17 protein-coding genes, 1 tRNA gene and 1 pseudogene are annotated in these 19168 nt (G+C 54.9%); 11 read left to right on the top strand and 8 right to left on the bottom strand.

Annotated elements, in window-relative coordinates; genetic code table 11:
* Position 1: 1 nt before the first annotated feature.
* Positions 2-1174, bottom strand: a complete 1173-nt coding sequence (locus ACR0C6_RS17010; RefSeq protein WP_480620357.1) for an MFS transporter — start codon at positions 1172-1174, stop codon at positions 2-4.
* A 141-nt stretch (positions 1175-1315) separates the two neighbouring features.
* Here ACR0C6_RS17010 and ACR0C6_RS17005 point away from each other — a divergent pair, with 141 nt between their 5' ends.
* Positions 1316-2458: a DUF3095 domain-containing protein gene (locus tag ACR0C6_RS17005; protein ID WP_480620355.1), complete on the top strand. Its 1143-nt coding sequence runs from the start codon at positions 1316-1318 to the stop codon at positions 2456-2458.
* Between the two features lie 4 nt (positions 2459-2462).
* Here the strand turns inward: ACR0C6_RS17005 and ACR0C6_RS17000 are convergent, their stop codons facing one another.
* Positions 2463-3233 carry an HpcH/HpaI aldolase family protein gene (locus ACR0C6_RS17000; RefSeq protein WP_480446549.1) on the bottom strand — a complete coding sequence of 257 codons (771 nt, stop codon included), beginning with the start codon at positions 3231-3233 and terminating at the stop codon, positions 2463-2465.
* A 232-nt stretch (positions 3234-3465) separates the two neighbouring features.
* Here ACR0C6_RS17000 and hpaR point away from each other — a divergent pair, with 232 nt between their 5' ends.
* Together hpaR and ACR0C6_RS16990 are read left to right on the top strand one after the other, a co-directional pair.
* Positions 3466-3900 carry a homoprotocatechuate degradation operon regulator HpaR gene (hpaR, locus tag ACR0C6_RS16995; RefSeq protein WP_480620353.1) on the top strand — a complete coding sequence of 145 codons (435 nt, stop codon included), beginning with the start codon at positions 3466-3468 and terminating at the stop codon, positions 3898-3900.
* Positions 3901-4508: 608 nt separating this feature from the next.
* Positions 4509-5207, top strand: a complete 699-nt coding sequence (locus tag ACR0C6_RS16990) for a fumarylacetoacetate hydrolase family protein (RefSeq protein ID WP_480620351.1) — start codon at positions 4509-4511, stop codon at positions 5205-5207.
* A 3-nt stretch (positions 5208-5210) separates the two neighbouring features.
* On the opposite strand, the gene ACR0C6_RS16985 is transcribed toward ACR0C6_RS16990, so the two are convergent.
* Together ACR0C6_RS16985 and ACR0C6_RS16980 are read right to left on the bottom strand one after the other, a co-directional pair.
* Positions 5211-6431 (bottom strand): winged helix-turn-helix domain-containing protein, encoded by a 1221-nt coding sequence (locus ACR0C6_RS16985; protein ID WP_480620349.1) that lies wholly within the window; start codon positions 6429-6431, stop codon positions 5211-5213.
* Positions 6428-7453: a LacI family DNA-binding transcriptional regulator gene (locus ACR0C6_RS16980; RefSeq protein WP_152459531.1), complete on the bottom strand. Its 1026-nt coding sequence runs from the start codon at positions 7451-7453 to the stop codon at positions 6428-6430. The genes ACR0C6_RS16985 and ACR0C6_RS16980 overlap by 4 nt, the downstream gene beginning before the upstream one ends.
* Before the next feature lie 115 nt (positions 7454-7568).
* Between ACR0C6_RS16980 and ACR0C6_RS16975 the strand changes: the two genes are divergently transcribed.
* The 5 genes from ACR0C6_RS16975 (at position 7569) to ACR0C6_RS16955 (ending at position 11110) form a co-directional block, all read left to right on the top strand.
* A tRNA-Arg gene (locus tag ACR0C6_RS16975) sits at positions 7569-7645 on the top strand.
* Between the two features lie 157 nt (positions 7646-7802).
* Positions 7803-9125 (top strand): tyrosine-type recombinase/integrase, encoded by a 1323-nt coding sequence (locus ACR0C6_RS16970; RefSeq protein WP_480620347.1) that lies wholly within the window; start codon positions 7803-7805, stop codon positions 9123-9125.
* Positions 9126-9368: 243 nt separating this feature from the next.
* Positions 9369-9527: a hypothetical protein gene (locus ACR0C6_RS16965; RefSeq protein ID WP_480446554.1), complete on the top strand. Its 159-nt coding sequence runs from the start codon at positions 9369-9371 to the stop codon at positions 9525-9527.
* A 143-nt stretch (positions 9528-9670) separates the two neighbouring features.
* On the top strand, positions 9671-10222 hold the full coding sequence (locus ACR0C6_RS16960; protein WP_480446555.1) for a recombinase family protein: 552 nt from the start codon (positions 9671-9673) through the stop codon (positions 10220-10222).
* Between the two features lie 240 nt (positions 10223-10462).
* Complete coding sequence (locus tag ACR0C6_RS16955) at positions 10463-11110, top strand: hypothetical protein (RefSeq protein WP_480446719.1); 648 nt, start codon at positions 10463-10465, stop codon at positions 11108-11110.
* Here ACR0C6_RS16955 and ACR0C6_RS16950 read toward each other — a convergent pair.
* Together ACR0C6_RS16950 and ACR0C6_RS16945 are read right to left on the bottom strand one after the other, a co-directional pair.
* Positions 11045-11693, bottom strand: a pseudogene (locus tag ACR0C6_RS16950) (IS5 family transposase); the annotation flags it as partial. The gene ACR0C6_RS16955 and the pseudogene ACR0C6_RS16950 sit on opposite strands and share 66 nt — an antisense overlap.
* Positions 11694-11818: 125 nt before the next feature.
* Positions 11819-12328, bottom strand: coding sequence for a TetR/AcrR family transcriptional regulator (locus tag ACR0C6_RS16945; RefSeq protein ID WP_171230081.1), 510 nt, complete (start codon positions 12326-12328; stop codon positions 11819-11821).
* Between the two features lie 185 nt (positions 12329-12513).
* Between ACR0C6_RS16945 and gntH the strand changes: the two genes are divergently transcribed.
* Both gntH and ACR0C6_RS16935 read left to right on the top strand, forming a co-directional pair.
* Positions 12514-13707: a guanitoxin biosynthesis MBL fold metallo-hydrolase GntH gene (gene gntH / locus ACR0C6_RS16940; protein WP_480620345.1), complete on the top strand. Its 1194-nt coding sequence runs from the start codon at positions 12514-12516 to the stop codon at positions 13705-13707.
* Between the two features lie 54 nt (positions 13708-13761).
* Positions 13762-15528, top strand: a complete 1767-nt coding sequence (locus ACR0C6_RS16935; RefSeq protein WP_480620343.1) for a hypothetical protein — start codon at positions 13762-13764, stop codon at positions 15526-15528.
* A 67-nt stretch (positions 15529-15595) separates the two neighbouring features.
* Here the strand turns inward: ACR0C6_RS16935 and ACR0C6_RS16930 are convergent, their stop codons facing one another.
* Positions 15596-15862: a hypothetical protein gene (locus ACR0C6_RS16930; protein WP_480620341.1), complete on the bottom strand. Its 267-nt coding sequence runs from the start codon at positions 15860-15862 to the stop codon at positions 15596-15598.
* Positions 15863-15967: 105 nt separating this feature from the next.
* Between ACR0C6_RS16930 and ACR0C6_RS16925 the strand changes: the two genes are divergently transcribed.
* Positions 15968-16804 carry a HupE/UreJ family protein gene (locus ACR0C6_RS16925; RefSeq protein WP_480620339.1) on the top strand — a complete coding sequence of 279 codons (837 nt, stop codon included), beginning with the start codon at positions 15968-15970 and terminating at the stop codon, positions 16802-16804.
* 252 nt (positions 16805-17056) lie between these two features.
* On the opposite strand, the gene ACR0C6_RS16920 is transcribed toward ACR0C6_RS16925, so the two are convergent.
* Positions 17057-18730, bottom strand: a complete 1674-nt coding sequence (locus tag ACR0C6_RS16920; protein ID WP_480620337.1) for an alkaline phosphatase family protein — start codon at positions 18728-18730, stop codon at positions 17057-17059.
* Positions 18731-19168: the final 438 nt, after the last annotated feature.

Genomic DNA, 19168 nt, shown 5'->3' with positions numbered 1-19168 from the left:
TTCAATCCACACTATCCCGGCTGAATAGATATATCACGCAACCGAAGGCAAGGGTTACGGCAAAAAACGCGAAAATCGCGGTGTAGGGCGCGGTCGTGCCGGCCTGGGCCGTGGCGGCATGAATGCGCCCGGTGACAAATTGGGCGATGCCGACCCCTCCGATTCCGAAAAGATTCAACAGGGTCACGCCTCGGCCCACCAGATGGGCGGGAACGAAGGCCCGACCATGGGCCATGATGACCGGAAAGCTGGCCCCGGTGAACCCAATGATGGCCAAAAGCAGAACGGACAGCCATGTGGCATGGTCGATCCAAACGCTAAGCAGGGTCAGTGCCACGACACCCAGCGCGTTGCCCGTGAAGATAACCCATTTCCGAGTGCCGAAGACACGATCCAGCGGTCCGTAGACAAAGGTACCGACAATCATCGCAGACCCCATGACCAGTGTCGCGGTGCCAATCTGGGTGGTGCTGAGCCCGAAGACATCGTTCAGATACGGCCCGGCCCATAGCCCGCGCAGCGCGGCAGAGGGCGCATAGGCCACCAGCATCAAAGGCATGATCAGCCACAGTGCAGGCTCTTTCAGCAGGTCCAGAAGTGACCCCTTGTGTTCCGTATCAACCTTTGCTGGGTCACGCAGGCTCAGCCAAATGCCCATAGCGATCGCAGCAGATATCACGGCCAGCCCAACCATGGTGGCGCGCCATCCCATCCATTCGACCGCAAGCGCAGTCGGATAAGAGGCGACGAGATTGCCCACCGAGCCAACACCCAGCATGACGGCGGCCAGCGTCGCGAATTTCGCAGGCGGGTATTCGCGGGCAAAGATGAAATAGGAAGCCATCAGAACCGGAGAGCACCCAACCCCGATCAGGCCCATGGCAACACTGACATGCAACGGTGAGGTCGCGACCGCAAAAATTGCGGATCCTCCTGCACCGCCAACCAGAAGAAGCGCGGCTGCGGTCAGCCTGGGCCCAACCTTGTCCAGCGCCCAGCCGACCGGGATTTGCATTGCAGCGAACACCAGAAACCAAAGGCCGGATGCAAAGGCCAGATCTTCGGGTGTAGCACCGATATCGCGTTCAAGATCCAGGCTGAGCACAGCCAGAAATGCACGGAAAAACTGGCTGAGCACATAGCCCAGGCACAAAACCACCAAACCCGCCTGCATATCCCGCCTCTTTTCCGCTCATCCGAAAGGAATGCTTGGCACGCAATGATGCAACGCACAAGCATGTGTACTATGTTTCAAAACGAGGACTCGGGCCGCATTCCGGCTATCATTGCCAGAAGTTTGATTTCGAGGGGGAAAATGAAAGACCTCCATTCCGCATTTTACGAAAACCTGCCCCTGTTGAGGGATTTCACCCGTCTGGCGGACCCGGCGCAGTTTTCGCCGGTGCCCGACGACTGGTTTCTGGGGGTTGCCGACATCGTCGATTCAACCGGCGAGATCGCACGCGGACGATACAAAACCGTCAACACCGTGGGGGCTGCCGTTATCTCGGCGATGATAAACGCGATGGACGGCAAGTTGTTTCCCTATGTCTTTGGCGGCGACGGGGCGGCGTTTGCGATCCCCCCCAGCGAAGTTGAAGCAGCGCGGGATACTCTGTCAGCCATGCGGCGCTGGGCGGAAGAAGAGTTTTCCATGCCGTTGCGTGCGGCGCTGGTGTCGGTGGCGGATATCCGAAAAGCCGGCAGGGACTTGCGCGTCGCTCGTTTTGCGCCCTCTTCCGGGGTGGATTATGCCATGTTCTCTGGCGGAGGCTTGGCCTGGGCCGAGGCAGAGATGAAAGCGGGTCATCATATGATCGCGCCTGCCGAACCGGGTGCGCAACCGGACCTGACAGGCCTGTCATGCAGATGGTCCAACAGCCCGGCGCGGCACGGTCAGATCGTGTCACTGGTTGTTGAACCCACTGCGTCGGCAACTGAACGCGACTTTGCCGACCTTGCGCAATCGGTTCTGTCCGCGTCAGAAGAGCTGGAGCGCGCAGGTCATCCGGTGCCGAAGAATGGTCCGCCCATGAGTTGGCCGCCCCCCGGCCTCGACATTGACGCGCATGTTTCGCGCAATGGGCGGAATTTGTTTCTGCACAAGCTCGTTCTTCTGTTTCAGAACCTGCTGATCGCGATATTGTTCAAAACAAGCAAGAAGCTGGGGCAGTTTGAACCCGAACACTACAGGACGATGGTCAGCAGCAATGCCGATTTCCGCAAGTTCGATGACGGCCTGAAGATGACGTTGGATTGTGACCCGGCCACTTTGCGACAGATCGAACACTTGCTGAAAGAAGCACGCGGGCGCGGCAAAATCCGATACGGTCTCCACGTGCAGGACGAGGCGATGATGACCTGTTTCGTCCCGTCGGCCACACGGGACGATCATGTGCATTTCGTTGACGGTGCCTCGGGCGGATACGCCCAGGCCGCAGCGGCCATGGTCCGTTGAGCGGTTAGTTGGCTTTCCATCGTGCGGCGAGATCACGTGCCGTTTGCGTCAGCAGCATCACATCAATGCCAACCGCCAAGAACTGTGCGCCCATATCCAGATATGCCTGACGGGCCTCGTCATTTGTGGCCAGAATGCCCGGCGCTTTGCCTGCGGCCTTGATCCGGGCCAGTGCATCCCGGATAATCGCTCGCACCTCGGGTGCCGCGCTGTTGCCCTGATGGCCCATATCGGTCGACAGATCAGCAGGGCCTATGAATACGCCATCCACGCCTTCAACATCCAGAATGTCGTCCAGAGCAGCAATTCCGGCGCGGGTTTCCACCTGCAACAACAGGCAAATCTCCTGATCTGCGGTCTGAATATAATCTCCGACCGATCCGTACATCGTCGCCCGCGATGCCATCGCGCCCACGCCGCGGACACCGGCAGGGGGATAACGGCAGGCCCGAACCAGCTCTTGCGCCTGCTCGGCGCTTTCCACGATCGGAACCAGAATGGTCTGAGCACCCGCATCCAGAACCATCTTGATCAGCCAGGTCTCACCCACGGGAACCCGCACAACCGCATGAGAGTCGCTTGCCGCAAGCGCCAGAAGCTGGTCCCGGATCGACCGGATATCGTTTGCGGCATGCTCTCCATCGATTACCAGCCAATCAAAACCGGCGGTTCCCATCATCTCGGCCGCTGTAGGCTCCGCAAAGCTCATCCAGCACCCGATCTGCATTTTTCCCTTTTTCAGAGCCTGTTTGAACGCGTTCTGCTGCGCAGCCATACTGTTTCCTTTGTTGCAAAACCTTCAGCGCCACGTGGTCGCGAAAGCGGCCGTTTCCACATCTTCTTACGTGGTGCGAAATTGTCCAGTTTTAATGCAATTTGGCGTCATCGGATCGACGGCGGCAAAGGCGCGTCACGCAAGGGCGGCGGCGTCCCGGCGGTTCTTGTGCTTCAAACCGAAAGCCGAGGGTTCCCTTGCGTAAATCACGGATTTCGGCGATAATTTTGGCATGAACGACGACCTCCCTCTGACGTCGCGATCTTTGCCCATTGCGCTTTTGCGGGCGCGGGAAAAGGTTATGGGACCCATCCGAGCAATGCTGGCCGACGCCGGTGTCACCGAACAGCAGTGGCGCGTGTTGCGCGTATTGAACGAAGAAGGCCCGCAGGAACCGACGCATATTGCCGAACGCGCCTGTCTGTTGTTGCCAAGCCTGACACGGATACTGCAAAAACTGGAGCATCGCGGCCTGATCTCCCGACGATGCCACCCGGCTGACCGGCGTCGCCAGATTGTCGAGATCGGCGAGCGTGGCGTTCAGATCATTCACGCCAATCAGCCCGCCAGCATGGCGCAGGCGGAACGCATTCGTTCCCGCCTGGGGCCGGAAAAACACGAATTGTTGCTGGATCTTCTGAACGAGTTGAACGACCTGGATACCTGATGCCGGTCGCCGAACATGGGTGTCATCTGCAAGGACCCCGCCGGAGATTTTAGGGGCGATCTCCGACGGGGTGGCCAGACTTGGATTTGGGTTTGGCCTGGCCTGAGGCCGGTTGCGTCACGCCTTGCCTGACGGTCCGGCCTGCGCATCGGAGTATATGGCGAGCCGGAAATGTGGCTCTGATTAGGGCCTTTTGGCCTTTGGGGGAAAGGCCGTGCACCTATGCTCTCCGAAACAGTCTTGGGCAATTGCCGAAGGAAAACCTGGCCCGCAAGGGATGACTTGGCGTCATTCTGGCCGAGTGTTTCCGCATGCGCGGTGATTTGCTGCCATCGCACCCCTCAAGCTGGATGCGCACCGCAATTCCTATTTAAGACCTAGCCCGACTTGTGCCAGAGCCAAGTTAATTTCCGATCTGCCCAAGTTCCGGTGCATCAATAAAGACGGATGTGAAACAGCATTGGAACGGCACTGGGCGTTCAGGTCAGAATTGAGCAGGTTCGCGCTGAAACAACTCTTGGATATTGGCGAAATCCAGCGTGCATTCCCGGCTTGCTGGCGGCTCTGGCAGGCGTAAGATGGCAGCGATGAAAAATTCAGGAACCACGATGTCAAACAGCCTGTTTTCCCTTCCCGATCCCATAACCATTCCTGTCGTTGGCGAGACGGCCGGGTACCCTGTCGGGCGCATTTTCTGCGTCGGGCGAAACTATGCCGCGCATGCAGCAGAGATGGGGAATGAGGTGGATCGCGATGCGCCCTTCTATTTCACCAAATCCGCGCCAAACGCAATCCTGTCCGGCGCGACGGTTCCGTACCCGGCGGGGACGAAGAATTACCATCACGAAATGGAGCTGGCGCTGGCAATCGGAAAACCGGTGTTTCGTGCCTCGAGTGCGCAGGCTTGGGATGCGGTTTATGCCTATGGCTGTGCGCTCGACATGACACGCCGCGATCTGCAACTCCGCGAGCGGGACAAACAGCGGCCTTGGGATCTGGGTAAGGACGTCGAAAACGGAGTAGTCTTCGCGCCGCTGACTCCCGCCGCGGACTGGTCGCCGGACGATGGCAAACACATCCGGTTGAGCGTGAACGGCGAATTGCGTCAGGACGCTACCCTGGAAGAGCTCATCTGGAAGATCGATGAAATCGTCAGCCATCTGTCCGGTTTCTACCATCTGCGCCCCGGCGATCTGATCCTGACAGGTACACCGGCCGGCGTAGGCCCGGTTGTGGCCGGCGACATCATAATAGGAGAGATTGACGGGCTGGAGCCGATCAAACTGACCCTGACGGACGCGGAATAGGCCCTATTTAGGGTCTTTCAGCCAGCCCCTTGCAAATTCCACTTGGGTTACGCCTGCCAGCCGGCGCACCCGGTCCAGCTCGGCGTTCAGGCGTCGGCTGCGGGCGTTAGACCAGCGCACCCCGCGTTCGGGCCAGAGCGCTTTGACATGCAGCAGGTCGCGATCCCGATGCGCCTTCATGTCGATCCGGCCGATCAATCGATCGCCTTCAAGCAAGGGGAAGACGTAATACCCATATATGCGCCTGGCTTCGGGAACGAAAACTTCGATGCGATAGTGAAAGCCAAACAGCCGCTCGGCCCGGTTTCTGTCCCGAAGCATGGGATCAAACGGGCTGAGCACGCGAATCCGACCGGGCGGTTGCGGCAAGTCGGTTGCCCGATCCATCAAATCAGGGCGGGCAAAGGTTTTGCGCAGGCGTCCATCGGCGCAAGTGACCTCGATCTCTTCGATATTTCCTTGAGCCAACGCCGTGGCACACCAGTCTTTGGCTTCGGCGGCGGTGACCGTGCCCCAGAACGCGGCCAGCTCTCCGGACGTGGCAAACCCCAACCGGTCCAGCGCTGCGTTGCACAGCCAATCCACGGTTGCCGTCGCATTACAGGCCATGGTCCCGGGGCACAGGTGGGTTTCGATCACACGTTCGGTCAGATCATAACGTTTCTGAAACCCGTCGCGGCCCACGACGGTCAAGGCCCCGGAACGCCACAGAAACTCCAATGCGGTTTTTGACGGATGCCAGTCCCACCAACCGCCCGAGCCTTTCTTTTCATCCTTGCCAACGTCTGACGAACACACGGGCCCGTGGTCGCGGATGTGTTGCAAGACAGTCTCGAACTGTTGCTCGAACCCATCCCGCCGCCAGTTCTTCCAGCGCGCCTTCAAGAGATCCGCATCACGCTGAAAGCGCAGGTGCCAGTGCGGATAGAACGACATCGGGATCACGGACGCATCATGTGTCCAGTGTTCGAACAGCGCTTTTTCCCTTTCATAGAGCCTTTTCAGGTTGGCGCTTCGATACGCAGGCCGTCGGGAAAACAGGATCATGTCATGAGCGCGGGCAACCGTGTTGATGCTGTCAAGCTGCACGAATCCCAACCGCTGGACAAGGTCCAGAAGCCCGGCGCCCTTGGCCGCGCCCGCGGGTTGTTCGGCCAAAGCATGGCGATCCAGAAAAATGGCGCGGGCCGTCCAGTTGTCGAGCCGCTTCAGGGGCGCATTCATCGTCGTTTCAGGGTATCGCCATAGCTGATCTTGGGGGTCAGCGTGACCCGTGTCTCGATTTCGGAATCCGGGTCCTTCAGGCGTTCAGCGATGATCTGTGCGGCCTGACGTCCTATGTCCAGACGACAGGCATCCATCGTCGCCAATTTGCGCGGAAGACCCTGCAAAAGTTCCACGTTGTTGAACCCGGCCAGACCGATCTGCCCCGGGATATCCACGCCTTGCTCCAGCAGGTACAACAGACCACCGGCGCCAATCATATCGTTGGAATAATACAGGAAATCCAGATCAGGCGACCGATCAAGCATGGCCTGTGTCATCTCGCGCCCCTTGGCCAGGGCAGAGCCACCGGAATAGAACTCGCGATCTTCAATCTCGATCCCGTGTTTGCCTAGCACTTCGGTAAACCCTTCAAAGCGTTTTCGGGCACGGTGATCCAATGGCATCTTGGTGCCCATGAAGCCGATATGTTGATACCCGGCCTTCAGAATCGCCTGCGCCATCTCGCGCCCGGCGCGGCGATGCGAGATGCCCACCATCGCGTCGACAGGTTTGCCGTCGGTATCCATGATCTCGACCACCGGAATGCCCGCCGAATCCAGCATGGCGCGGGCCGCGTCAGTGTGTTCCAGCCCGGCAATGATCACGCCCGAGGGTCGCCACGAGAGCATCTCGTACAGCACTTTTTCCTCTTTCTCGGGCAGATAATCCGTCACGCCAACCACGGGTTGCAGTTCGGTATCTTCCAGCACCTGATTGATGCCGGTCATCACCTCGGGAAACACCATGTTCGAAAGCGAGGGGATGATTACCGCGACCAGGTTGACCCGGCTGGATGCCAGCGCGCCCGCGATCTTGTTGGGGACATATCCCAGCTCTTTTGCGGCGGCCAGAACGCGGGTGCGGGTGGCGTCGGACACATCCCCCCGGTTACGCAGAACCCGGCTCACCGTCATCTCTGAGACACCGGAAGCCTCGGACACATCACGAAGGGTAAGCGGGCGTTTGGTTTCACTGTTCACGGGAGGCACCTGCGTAGTTGTTTTGTCCGATGCTAGCGCGAACAGGTCGGTGTGTACAACAATTGTGCAAAGGCGATGACAACACGGAAATTCCCGGTTACAGAAGGCAGGGCGCGGCCCCGTGGCTCAACTGGATAGAGCAGCCCCCTCCTAAGGGGCAGGTTGCAGGTTCGAATCCTGCCGGGGTCGCCATACTTTCTAATGCCTTATTTTGTTGACATTTTTTGACAGCTAGTGTTACAGATGTGGTGGAGTTACACCACAAATTTACACTACAAAAGAGCGGGCTATTAGTAGTGATAGAAACCTTGAGCAACCACGCGGTCCCGGTACAGCTTGGCGGTTTAGGATGTCTACGCCCAAAATTTTAAAGGGCACCACTGATCCAGAGGCGGGCAAACCTTTTGGTCGAAACATCATAAGAAGCCTTGGAGGTGTTAAGCACAAAGCCACGGCACGTAAGCTACGCGACGTGGAACTTAGCAAGGTTCGAGAGTTGGAATTACAAGCGCTGGGCAGAAAGCGCTATAGCATTGCTGCGGCAGACCGATGGGCTGAAGCCATGGCAGACCCCGACCCTGAAGCCGCGATGCTGGTGCGTGATGTGTTCTATGAAGAGGTTGAGAATGCGCCCAGCGCGGTGCGAGATGCGTTCGGTAAAAGGGGCATGGCTACATCCAGACCACTGGCTGAGATGGTTGCGGCGTATATTGAGGCCAGAGCGCCGGGGAACGCTTCAGGTTATAAACCGCTGCGAAGTTCGACCATCAATGATTTTCGGACTTCGGTTCGCTATCTGGTCGACTTTCTGGGCGGTGATATGTCCAGCCTTTTTGTGGACGATATGGCAGACGTTGAGGCGGTGGCCTTCAGGGAATACCTAGGTGGCATAGTGTCGGAGCGGACAGGGGAGCCGCTAGCAGGAGCGACCATCCAGAAACTCATGACGCAGCTGCGCACGTTTTGGGCGTGGGTTGTAGAAACCAAGGCCACAAGCAATCCCTCAGTGGAACCCTTCACACTACCTAAGGGGGTCACTAGGGAAGCCGCCACGCCGAAGAAAGAAAGGCTGATGTACCGACCAGAGCAGACCAGTGCTTTGTTCGTCGCGCGTTCACAGGAAACACCGTTGGGAGTATTGATGCGTCTGGGCCTGACACTCGGAACACGCATTTCCGAATTGGTTAGGGTTACAGTTGAGGATGTAGATACTGACGGCGCTGGGCTGAAGATCATTGTTGGCAAAAACGAAAACGCGAAACGGTGGACCCCCGTACCCACTGAGCTTCAAGCGACGGTATTGAAGTTGCGAAAAGAAGTAGAGAGTAGAGATGGACCCAAGGGCAGGCTTCTAGGGGCCTTCAGTCTGGACCCCAAATCAGGCAAAAGCAAGCAGGCTAGTCAGTCATATAGCCGCCTTAGGGATGTTGTTTTGGGGAGACCTGAAAGCAACGTGATGTTGGACTTTCATTCATTCAGACATACATGGAGGGCCATCGCTCATAGGGCAGGCGTTGACGACAAGGACGCTGTGCAGCTCGGCGGCTTGTCCAAAGACGAGCGCAGGGCAAGTGAGATTTACAACCATGGGTTAGGCCGGGATGAGTTGCGGCAGGTGCAGCGTAAGATCGTCGATAGGATGCGGGCTGACGGGTACCTTAAGGGGCTGTGAGCGAAATACGAAACGCGATACGCATTTGATGTGGTCCAAATAATTTGGCAAAAAAATCTGAGTACCAGAGATTAAAGAAAATGCCGCGCAGGCCCCCCGGTGGGGCCACCTCAGGGTCACCTCCTTCCACCTGAGGGAAAGTCCCTTTAGTGTATATTTTTCAATAGGTTGAATTGCTACCGACGTGGAGCCAAGTTGAGCGCACATCGCTCCTGATGCATATCATTTATGAGGTAACGACCCATGATCATCTTTGATTTTCGCTTTGGTCCTTTTGACTTGCTCATCGAACGTGAGGTCCGCTCAGTTCCCTTTCAGGTGACACGAGAGGGACCGGGCGAAGTGTTCCTTGACCTTGGATTCTATGCCCTGACCTTCACGAACCACCGTAAGGCAGCCTGAACATCCGTGTCTCATTTGACCAGAGGGTAACAAGACAAGTTCCAACCCCTCAGATACTGTCTCATTTAAGTGGGGTTGACACTTAAAGCACAACTTCTTACTTAACTCTATGAGGTAAATGATACACTCTCGGAGACAGACACATGCTCATAGGCTACGCACGGACGTCCACAGCAGACCAGATCGCAGGCTTTGAGGCTCAGCAGCGCGAGTTGAAAGACCATGGATGTGAGAAGGTGTTTGCTGAGCAGGTGAGCAGCGTTAAGCAGCGAGACCAGCTTGAGTCAGCCATAGACTTTGCCCGTGAAGGGGACACTCTGGTCGTCACTAAGCTGGACCGTCTGGCGCGTTCGGTCCCTGACCTCATCGACATCCGCAAGCGGCTTTCTGACAAGGGCGTTGGTCTGCATATCATGAACATGCCCATGATGAACGACAGTGCCACCGCGCAGATGCTTGAGACCATCCTTGGAGCTGTTGCTCAGTTTGAACGAGAGGTGATGCTTGAGAGGCAACGTGAAGGGATTGCTAAGGCCAAGGCCGATGGCAAGTTCAAAGGACGCCCTGCCATGGATAAGGACAAAGCAGCAGCTATTCGTGAAGCGTTCCAAAGAGGCGATAAGCCAACCCAGATAGCGAAAGACTTCGAGGTCAGCAGAGCGACCGTCTACAGGCTGGTGAAAGATGCGGCTTGAAAGGCTGCATGCAATTCACCCCCACACAAGAAAAGAACATACCATGAACATTCACCCACACTATAGCCGTAAACAAATTTCGGAATTGCCTCGCTTCATGGAAGTGCGAGGTGATGTCAGCATGGCGTTATCACCGACCGTCGAGGAAGGCTGATAGCAGACCATCTGTGGTGGGGCGTCCTGTGTGCTGGATGTCTCACCCTAGCATATCCCCTGATGTGCCCCTTGGGTTGCCCTTGTTTGGAACCTAACGAACACCTCAGGTGTGTTACTGATGCGGCGGGTTTCGCAGTCTCAACGAACCCACAAGCAGCACCTCAAGGACAACCTTCAGAGGCCCTGAGAGGGGCACAAGAAGGCGCAACTGAAGGTGAGGCAAAAGGTGCATCAGAGAGTGCATTCGTTGCTGATGAAGCAACTGAGCAGGCCTTTGATGCTATCGCTACAGCAGCGCCGGGGACGCAAACACAAATCGTCGATGGGTTGATCAACCTTGGCGAAGTGCCTGACTACATTTTGCAGCGGGCGGCGTCGGAGATGAGCGTTGAGCCTGAGGATGTACAAGCACACGTCGAGACCATGGCGCTAGGCGTTCAAGAGGCCGCACTCGACCGCATTGGTGAGCGCATTGGCACCTTGGATGTCGATGCCTTTGAGGCGTTCGTGGGCAGCGCTGAGGGTTCGGAACTGGCACAGCAGGCAGCACGTGAGTTGATGACCACAAACGACACTACGTCGCTTGACGAACTGGCCGACAGATTCGCAGAGCGTATGGACGTATTCGCTCAGGAAGACGTGCTGTACGCTTGCTACGAGGCAGGGATATCGGATGGGCTTCTTTCGCTGTCTTCGACCAGGTGTGCAGGCCTTTATCCCTTTGTCTTGTAACGCTTCTCTGAACCAATCGGCATCATATCCACGATCTCCAGGCAGCCAATCCACGTCCGGCAGACCGTTTAGCAGGGCCTTTGCACCGGTATCATCACTGACCTGACCGGCGGTCATAAAGAAGTTCAACGGGCGCCCCTGGCTGTCACAGATGGCATTTAGCTTCGTGTTCATGCCGCCTTTGGTGCGTCCCCTCTCGGCAGCATCCCGTAGATGCGCCTGCCAGGCAGTGTATCAGTCGTCATCGCCCCCTTTTTTTGACCCCGAGGCTGGATGCCATGCGGTGCGCCTTCAGATAGGTCGCATCAATCACCACGGTCTTTTCTTCGCCGTGATCGGCGGACAGGCCCATCATCATTTCCGCGAAGATGCCCTTATCACTCCACCGCTTCCAACAGTTGTACAAGGTCTTGTGTGGCTCGTATTCCTTGGGTGCATCACGCCATCTTAACCCGTTACGATTAATGAATATAATCCCACTCAAAACACGCTTGTCATCGACGCGAGGTTTCCCGTGGGACTGCGGGAAGAAAGGCTCAAGACGCGCCATCTGCGTGTCCGTTAGGCAGAAGTGATCAGACATGTTAATCGCTCGTTTTCGAACCGTGAATCACGCCGCATAACTTAATCCAATGGGTCATGAGGCTGGTAAAAATAGTGTTCCGTTTCCAGCAAGCATCCTAATCTGGCTATTATCCTGACTTTTTTCTACTTTCCGACAAGAATTGCGTGTTCCCGTTCGATGACCTTTTCCCAATCGCCTTGCGCCTTCAGACCAGTCGAAGAGTCTCCCATTAGCGACGTGACCATGAGTCTTCCACGCGCTTTCGCTTCCTCATTCGAGAAACCGGCCTGTTCAAACATCCAGGCGGCAAATTGGAAGCGTTTGCCGATGGTTCTTTGATACGATTCTTTCACCTTCTCATCGGTATTCGCCCAGACTGAGACAGCGTGATCTGGCAATGCGGCGTCCTCTTCAATGACCTTTTTCATAAGAAGAAGAATTCGGTCTTCCGGGGGGCCGCCAAATGTCTTTGCCTGTGCGATCACTTTGTCAGTCAGTTCCTGCTCCCAATATCTGAGAACCTCATCCAAAAGCTCACGGACGTTTTTGAAATGCCAATAAAAGCTACCGCTTGTCAGGTTCAGTCGCTTTGCCATTGGTACGACTTTTATCGCGGAAACGCCGCCCTCGTTCAGGACTTTGTAAGCCAGCAATATCCAGTCTTCTTTGGTCGCGGCGTTTTTGGGTGAGGCTCGGGTGATAGTTTCTGACATTCAGATTACAGCATTCTTTGTTTGACATAGAGCAGTCTATGGACTTACCGTAGAGAAGTCTATGGTTGACTGGGAGTTCACGACATCGTGCTCTCCCAAACGCCATGCAGAAAAGGGGGGGATCAATGAATAGCATTATGAATTCCACGACTGGCGCACTATTGGCATTGGGTTTGTCGTTGGCTGGCACCGCTTCAGCGCAAAACGCGCTGCCGACTGGTCGAACTGCTTCTGCAATTGAATATGGTGTTTATCCCGCGTCATACTTTCCCAACACTGAAATCCTGGGCGCGGATGAAATGCGTATCACGGCATTGGGGACGGGGATGCCCAACCAAACCAAAGCTGCCGTTTCGATTTCATTTTATGTTGAACTAGGAAATGGAGACGTTTTCCTGTTTGACGTGGGCACGGGTGCAACTGGAAACTTGTTTTCATTGAGACCGGATTTTGCGAAGGTCGATAAGGTCTTTTTCAGTCATTTGCATGTCGACCACGTTGGAGACTTCATGGGTCTTCATGTTGGGGGTTGGCTTTCGGGCAGATATACTCCGCTCCGCGTCTTCGGCCCGTCCGGATCAGAGGATGAACTGGGCACCAAAGCCTATGTAGAAGGCATGTCAAAAGCCTATGCTTGGGATCTGGCCACACGTACAGGGGCGCTGCCGGATGATGGTGCCAAGCTTGAAGTTACCGAATTCGATTACATGCAGGAAAACGAGATCGTTTATCAGGAGAACGACGTAACTATCCGGTCCTGGCCTGCCATCCACAGCTTAGATGGCTCGGTGAGTTATTCTCTGGAATGGAATGGGCTGAAATACGTCTTTGGCGGAGATACGTACCCGAACAAATGGTATGTAGAATATGCCAAAGGTGCGGACATCGCTTCTCACGAGGCGTTTCTACCACCGGATGCGCTGGCCCCGTACTTTGGCTGGGACATGAAACAGGCGACCTATGTGGCCACGCGCGTTCATACCGAACCTGCGGCCTTTGGCAAAGTGATGTCTGCGGTCGAACCGCGTATGGCGCTGGGGTATCACTCTGTTCTTTCACCCGAGAATTATCAGGCGATTTTGGAAGGTGTCCGCTCGACTTACGATGGACCGCTCACACTCGCGCGAGATCTTCAGGTGATCAACGTCACCAAGGACCAGATCGTTGTTCGGGAAGCGAGTGTTGATGACTATGCACTGCCACCAGCTGTGAGCGACGAGTATGTCAATGCCCCGCGTTCAAAAGAAAAAGAGCCGTCCGACAAAGTCAAAGCGGGCAAATGGGATGGTTACACGCCACCGCCAATGCCGGAAAATTAAAGTTCAGGGGTGAACAAAATTCCAATTTGGCAGTATCTGTGCCGACTATGTCTGATGCTGAGCCTGATGGCCTCAGGTGCGCGCGCCGTTTCGGCGGATGTCGTTCTGACTAACGGATCAGAAGTCGCCCCCAACATCGCTGTCCTTCATATCAAAGACGATGGGGTCTACGTCGACCTTGAGATCTATGTCGAAGATATTCCGTTGTTTACTGATATGTTGCCAATCGGTTGGTCATCGGATTTCGTCGAGGGTGAGCCGGAGGCTAAACAAGAGACCAAACAAGGTTTTGCCCAAGCCGAAAGTCGGGCGTTATCGATTGTTGGAAGGGACAATCAGCCCCTAAACGCTGAAATCAGAAATTTAGAATACCGAACACGCATCGACCGGGCCTCGCCACTTGCAGGTCAGCGGAATCCATTCTCGGGTCAAGTTGTTCCCAGCCCGCCAAAAGATCCGCGTGTTCTGTTCGTCAAAGTGTTCTTTGCGTTTCAAAACACAGTTCCCAACGAGCTGACTATAGTGCCTCCATCGCGGGATGGTGAACCACTGGCGACTATCGGGATGCAGGTTTTTGACCGAGAGGTTCCGGTCACCGATTTTAGCTTCTTGTCAAAGCCGGCAGAGTTAAAGATTCACTGGCCTGATCCGTGGGATAGCCGTTTTTCTGCTGACAGCCTAAATCGAAAAGCGCAGGACGGGACATCCACCTTTCTCTACATCGAACCTCGTGAAGTTCGGCATGAGACGCTGATCCGCTTGCGTGAACTGGCGCCTTGGATTGGTGAAACTACCGAAGTCGGTCAAACACTTTCGCCACAGCGTAGCGCCATGATCGTAAACCAAGCGGCGTCCTTCCTGGCTTCACGGAACCCGGTGACAATTGACGGCAAATTAGTGCAACCATCAAACGCTACTGCAAAGCTCCTGGAGCTGACATCGCAGGGTTTTCAAGTTGTAGAACCGGGAAAGGAAGTGTCCGTGAACAATGCGTTTATCGGAGCTATCCTGTCCTTCTCATCGGTAGAACTTCCCGATCAGGTGACAGTCACATGGGATATGTTTGACGAGGAAATTTCCCGCGTCGCAACGATTTCAAACGATATCGCTGGGCCATTCTTTGGAGCTGTGACACCTGCGGCCCCTCAGTTTCACTGGCAGAACCACTTGCTCCAATACCAAGGAGCAACTGTTACTCAGATTCCATTTGAGCAGCAGAAACGGCAGAACCCGGCTTTGGCGTTGATCGCCGGGATTATCAGCGCCGTCTCACTCGGTTTTCTCCTGCTAACCAGAGGCAAAAATGCAAAGCGCGCCAGTTGCGCAACCATGATTGCCGCAACATCGGCAACCGTCGTATTCTCGGGTTATTTGCTGGATTTACCTTGGAAAAAGCTTGAGCCCCCAGAGCAGCAGGTTGCCGAAGAAATACTGCGCTCAATGGTCGAAAACTTGAGCACGGTGACTCTGGAAATTTCTCCGGCCGCAAGAAAGTCAGAGCTGGCACATATTGTGACGGAAGCGTCTCTTGGTGACATCGCAACAGAGGTTGAACGTGGTCTCGCGATCCGAACGCCAGGAGGCAGTCTTGCTGCGGTTACTGATATCAGCGAACTGGAATTAGAGCGCATTAACCCAACCCTCAAACCGGGTGGATTTAGCACTCTGGCCAAATGGACAGTGAAAGCACAAGGAGGTCATTGGGGGCACGCCCACATGCGCGCCGTTACGTTTCGGGTGCTGGCCGAGGTCGTGCCAGAGTCAGGGCAATGGAAGCTGGATGGATTAACCGTAATCGAGGCTCGCGATCCAAATGTATAAGTGTTTAAGATCAAAGGTTTTTGCTTCTGGCGCTCTGTTTGTCGGTGTGCTTTTGTCACTGACGCTGTCAGCCTCGGCGCATTTTTTGCTTAACCTCAACGTTCGAATTTCGCATGTCGAGCATTCCGAGGGCGGTCTGCGTGTCTATATGCGCATCCCCATGCCTTATCTGGTGGCAGATAAGGTCGGTGATCAAAATGGTGATGCCTTGCCGGAAGCTGCACCATTCACGACCAATGCCTTGAGCGACGGTCAGTTGGTGCACTTTGTCGACTTGCAGGCTGTCATGAGCGATCCCAATGGGCTGGGGCAATTCGCCGAAGGTGGGTTGCATCTGTCGGTCGACAATCAGCGCTTAAGAGGAACAGTTGAGTCCGTTCGCTTGCATCGCGTTGGAAATGAGCCCGGATTTGCAACTTTGGCCGAAGCTCGACAGGCCGTGGACACCGAAACGGCCTTAACGCCACCGCTTTTTGTTGGTGACACAATTGTCGATCTCGTCCTGCACTATGACACTGACGGCCCAGTCCAATCTTACAGCATCACCAACGTGCTGGACCCAGGCTTGCCGGATCAGGACCAAACGGCCAACCTCATTCTCGATTACGCGTCAGACACACCTCAGATATTCCGATCTCGGGGTCTGATGACTGAACCATTGGTGGTTCAGAAGAAGGGGTATGGAGGATTCCTCAGTTTCGTCTGGGAAGGCATACGACATATCCTCGAAGGGTTGGATCATGTTTTGTTTGTTGTGTGTTTGGTCATCGGAGCGCAGACACTCAGGGCACTATTGCTGCGTGCAACCGGTTTTACCGTTGGGCATAGCGTGACGCTGTCTCTGGGGTTCTTCGGCTTTGTGCCATCGGGCGCGTGGTTTGTTCCTGCCGTCGAAACCGGGATCGCGATTTCTATTATTTTTGCAGCCGCAGCAGCGTTTATGAGTTTCAAGGACAACGCGCGTTCTGAGGTCACGATGGTGCTTCTGACGACACTGATTGGCCTCCTGCATGGTCTTGGATTCAGTTTTGTGTTGCACAAGATATTGCAGGTTGCATCCCCAAACATCTGGCAAAGCCTGCTTGCCTTCAATCTTGGCGTCGAGCTTGGCCAAGTCGCCATTATTCTTGCGCTCTGGCCTGCCTTGATAATGTGTCGGCGCGTGAACTCCAGTTTGTGGATGTCCCTACGAGTGGGCTTAGCCGGTGGATGCGCGGCTATCGCCTGCTTTTGGACCTTTCAGCGAGTTGCCGAGGTTTATTCCACGTTGGCTTAGGGTCATTGCGAAGGCGCGGTCCGTGATGGTCGCCTAAGACATGCGGACTTCGGCTGTTCCGAAGAATAAGGCAGATTAGGCTCAATGCAGTCGTTTGCTGCGCAGAGCATCAATGGCCGCTCTCCGGACAAATCTAACGTTTATTGAGGTCGTTCTCCAAATTTCTTCAAACTCGGGAGGTTAAGCCAAAAGTCGCAGCTAACCATAGCAACACGCTTAACGGTCCGGCATCCGACAAAAAGACAAGACCGCTTATGGACTCGTAACGCCAATCTCGCTCAATGCTTGACCCGCAGCACTGCTCGGTTGGCTGATACCTAGAATAGTGGTCAGAGTGACGGCCACGTCTACCGTGGAAACAGGACGGTTTACACGAGTTGGCTTGATACCTGGACCAGCAAAAATGATTGGAACATGTGTGTCATAGCGCCACGGCGATCCGTGCATCACGGCAATTGGACCATCCTCAAAGAGAAATGAATAGGGTGTCTGTACAACATAAATATCGCCAGAGCGTGTTGGATGATAGTTCCGCCGTATCTGCTCTTGAAGAGTATGCCCTCGCTGTTCAGCAAGTGGTTCGGTCGGCATTGCCAGCTCAATGCCAGATGCAGCCATCAGGATATTGACGATGCGTCGTTCGATTGCACGCCGGTCAACACCTGACGCTTCTATCGCGCCATTGTCCAGATAAACGTAAGGGCGGAAAAAAAACTGTATTGCGGCTTCGACTCCAAACTCATCGGCGATCACCGAATTCACGTCCATCATCAATGCTTCGGTTGAGTTTCGGAATGTAGAAAGACCAGCTTCGGCCATCTCCTCTGGCGCCTCCGGCATGCCATGATCGGCGGAAAGCACGTAAAGCACATTCGCGCGTCCTACCTCTCGATCCATGAACTCAATGAAATCGGCCAGTGTCTCATCCAAACAGCGTACCATTTCTTCATTCTCCAGACTGGATGGTCCAAAGAAATGGTTGGTTGCGTCAACGCCAGAAAAACTGACGCTGAGGTAGTCTGGCCATTCGTCATCACCAAGCCCTTCCTCTTTGACTATAGTTTTTGCAAAGTCAGCCGTGATCCGGTCGCCATGCGGCGACAACAAGACCTGTGTGTAGTATAGACCGTCGTCCGGCTTCCCATAGAAATGCGGGAAAGTGCGACCGAACGTGCCAAGGTTCGTTACGAAGGAGCGTTCAATTCTTTCCATTATGTAAGGTGCGTCTGAACACTCCGGCCACCACTCACTTTCGATCTTCGCATCTGCGGGGCGCTTAGAGTTCCAATCGAGAACCCAATCAGGATACGCGTCGTAGTAAAATTCACTTGTTTCAAACGCTCCTGTGGCCGTCGACAACCAAAAAGCCTTTCCAGAGTGTCCCGCCATTGCAACCGCTGAACGGTCTTTACCAGATACGGAAAAAACTTTTGATCGCCCAACATTGGCTTTTACCAGTTCATCTCCGAAAGTCGTCGCCAACAAGTTAACGGGAGAACGTCCCGACGTCGCAGCGGCGGCTTGCGTCGGGTCGACTTGATCAACGTTTCCACCGAAGCCAGGGACTGGCAACATCGGGTAGTCCGGATCTTCAATATTGTAACCCAATCGCTCTTCAGCCCTGTTGAACCAGGCATTACCAATCATTCCATGTTCGGAAGGATGGGCGCCAGTAGCGAGGGTCGCGTGACCAACGATGGTTTCGGTGTTGGCGTGACGATGATGAGCATCGGTGTACCAGACGCCGTTTTCAATCAGTCTATTGAAGCCTGATCCCCCGAAGGCGGCCTGATAGCGAGAGATCAAGTCTCCGCGTAGTCCATCAACTGTAATTTGTACAACAAGCCTGATGTCTTCCGTCGCACTGGCTGCCGTCGTGGAAATTGATAGAAGGAGAGTTGAGACTAACGCCAGTGATCGCTGCATTTATGACCTCCTAGGACAAACTAGTGCTCTGAATACCAGAATCTGCATCCACCGGCCACTGAGGGGCAATTAAGATGCCCTTTCAAACATCCGCTATGGGCTCGAAGCGATCATTCGCTATAGAGCGTGCGGATGTCCGTTTTAACCGCGTAAAACATATCCCGGCACAAGAACATAGTAAGAACAATTCTTTCTTAGCAGAAGTATTTCCCTTACGATTTCGATGAAATCTGGTGCCGCTGAAGGGCATCCAAAATAAAAATCGTGGAGCACCACGGAACACTCATCTTGCTCTAACCATGTCTGAAATATGCATTTATTTGTTTCACGCTATACCATTCTGTACGACCATACCCCATATCTAGGGGTGGATAGAAAGGTGGATGTAGAATGGCACGGCCAAAACACAAACTTTCCAGCGCTGAACTCAAGGCTAAA

It is taken from the genome of Ruegeria sp. AL12, from assembly GCF_056540885.1.
This window is presented reverse-complemented; position numbering and strand designations above follow the sequence as displayed.

What these genes read in the sequence shown, in the direction of transcription:
- ACR0C6_RS16960 (WP_480446555.1), top strand. Translation starts at nt 9,671, where the DNA reads ATGCTCATAGGCTACGCACGGACGTCCACAGCAGACCAGATCGCAGGC.
- ACR0C6_RS16920 (WP_480620337.1), bottom strand. Translation starts at nt 18,730, where the DNA reads ATGCAGCGATCACTGGCGTTAGTCTCAACTCTCCTTCTATCAATTTCC.
- ACR0C6_RS16985 (WP_480620349.1), bottom strand. Translation starts at nt 6,431, where the DNA reads ATGAATGCGCCCCTGAAGCGGCTCGACAACTGGACGGCCCGCGCCATT.
- ACR0C6_RS16990 (WP_480620351.1), top strand. Translation starts at nt 4,509, where the DNA reads ATGTCAAACAGCCTGTTTTCCCTTCCCGATCCCATAACCATTCCTGTC.
- ACR0C6_RS16965 (WP_480446554.1), top strand. Translation starts at nt 9,369, where the DNA reads ATGATCATCTTTGATTTTCGCTTTGGTCCTTTTGACTTGCTCATCGAA.
- gntH (WP_480620345.1), top strand. Translation starts at nt 12,514, where the DNA reads ATGAATAGCATTATGAATTCCACGACTGGCGCACTATTGGCATTGGGT.
- ACR0C6_RS16930 (WP_480620341.1), bottom strand. Translation starts at nt 15,862, where the DNA reads ATGCAACCCACCTTCGGCGAATTGCCCCAGCCCATTGGGATCGCTCAT.
- ACR0C6_RS17010 (WP_480620357.1), bottom strand. Translation starts at nt 1,174, where the DNA reads ATGCAGGCGGGTTTGGTGGTTTTGTGCCTGGGCTATGTGCTCAGCCAG.
- ACR0C6_RS17005 (WP_480620355.1), top strand. Translation starts at nt 1,316, where the DNA reads ATGAAAGACCTCCATTCCGCATTTTACGAAAACCTGCCCCTGTTGAGG.
- ACR0C6_RS16935 (WP_480620343.1), top strand. Translation starts at nt 13,762, where the DNA reads ATGCTGAGCCTGATGGCCTCAGGTGCGCGCGCCGTTTCGGCGGATGTC.
- ACR0C6_RS17000 (WP_480446549.1), bottom strand. Translation starts at nt 3,233, where the DNA reads ATGGCTGCGCAGCAGAACGCGTTCAAACAGGCTCTGAAAAAGGGAAAA.
- ACR0C6_RS16970 (WP_480620347.1), top strand. Translation starts at nt 7,803, where the DNA reads ATGTCTACGCCCAAAATTTTAAAGGGCACCACTGATCCAGAGGCGGGC.
- hpaR (WP_480620353.1), top strand. Translation starts at nt 3,466, where the DNA reads ATGAACGACGACCTCCCTCTGACGTCGCGATCTTTGCCCATTGCGCTT.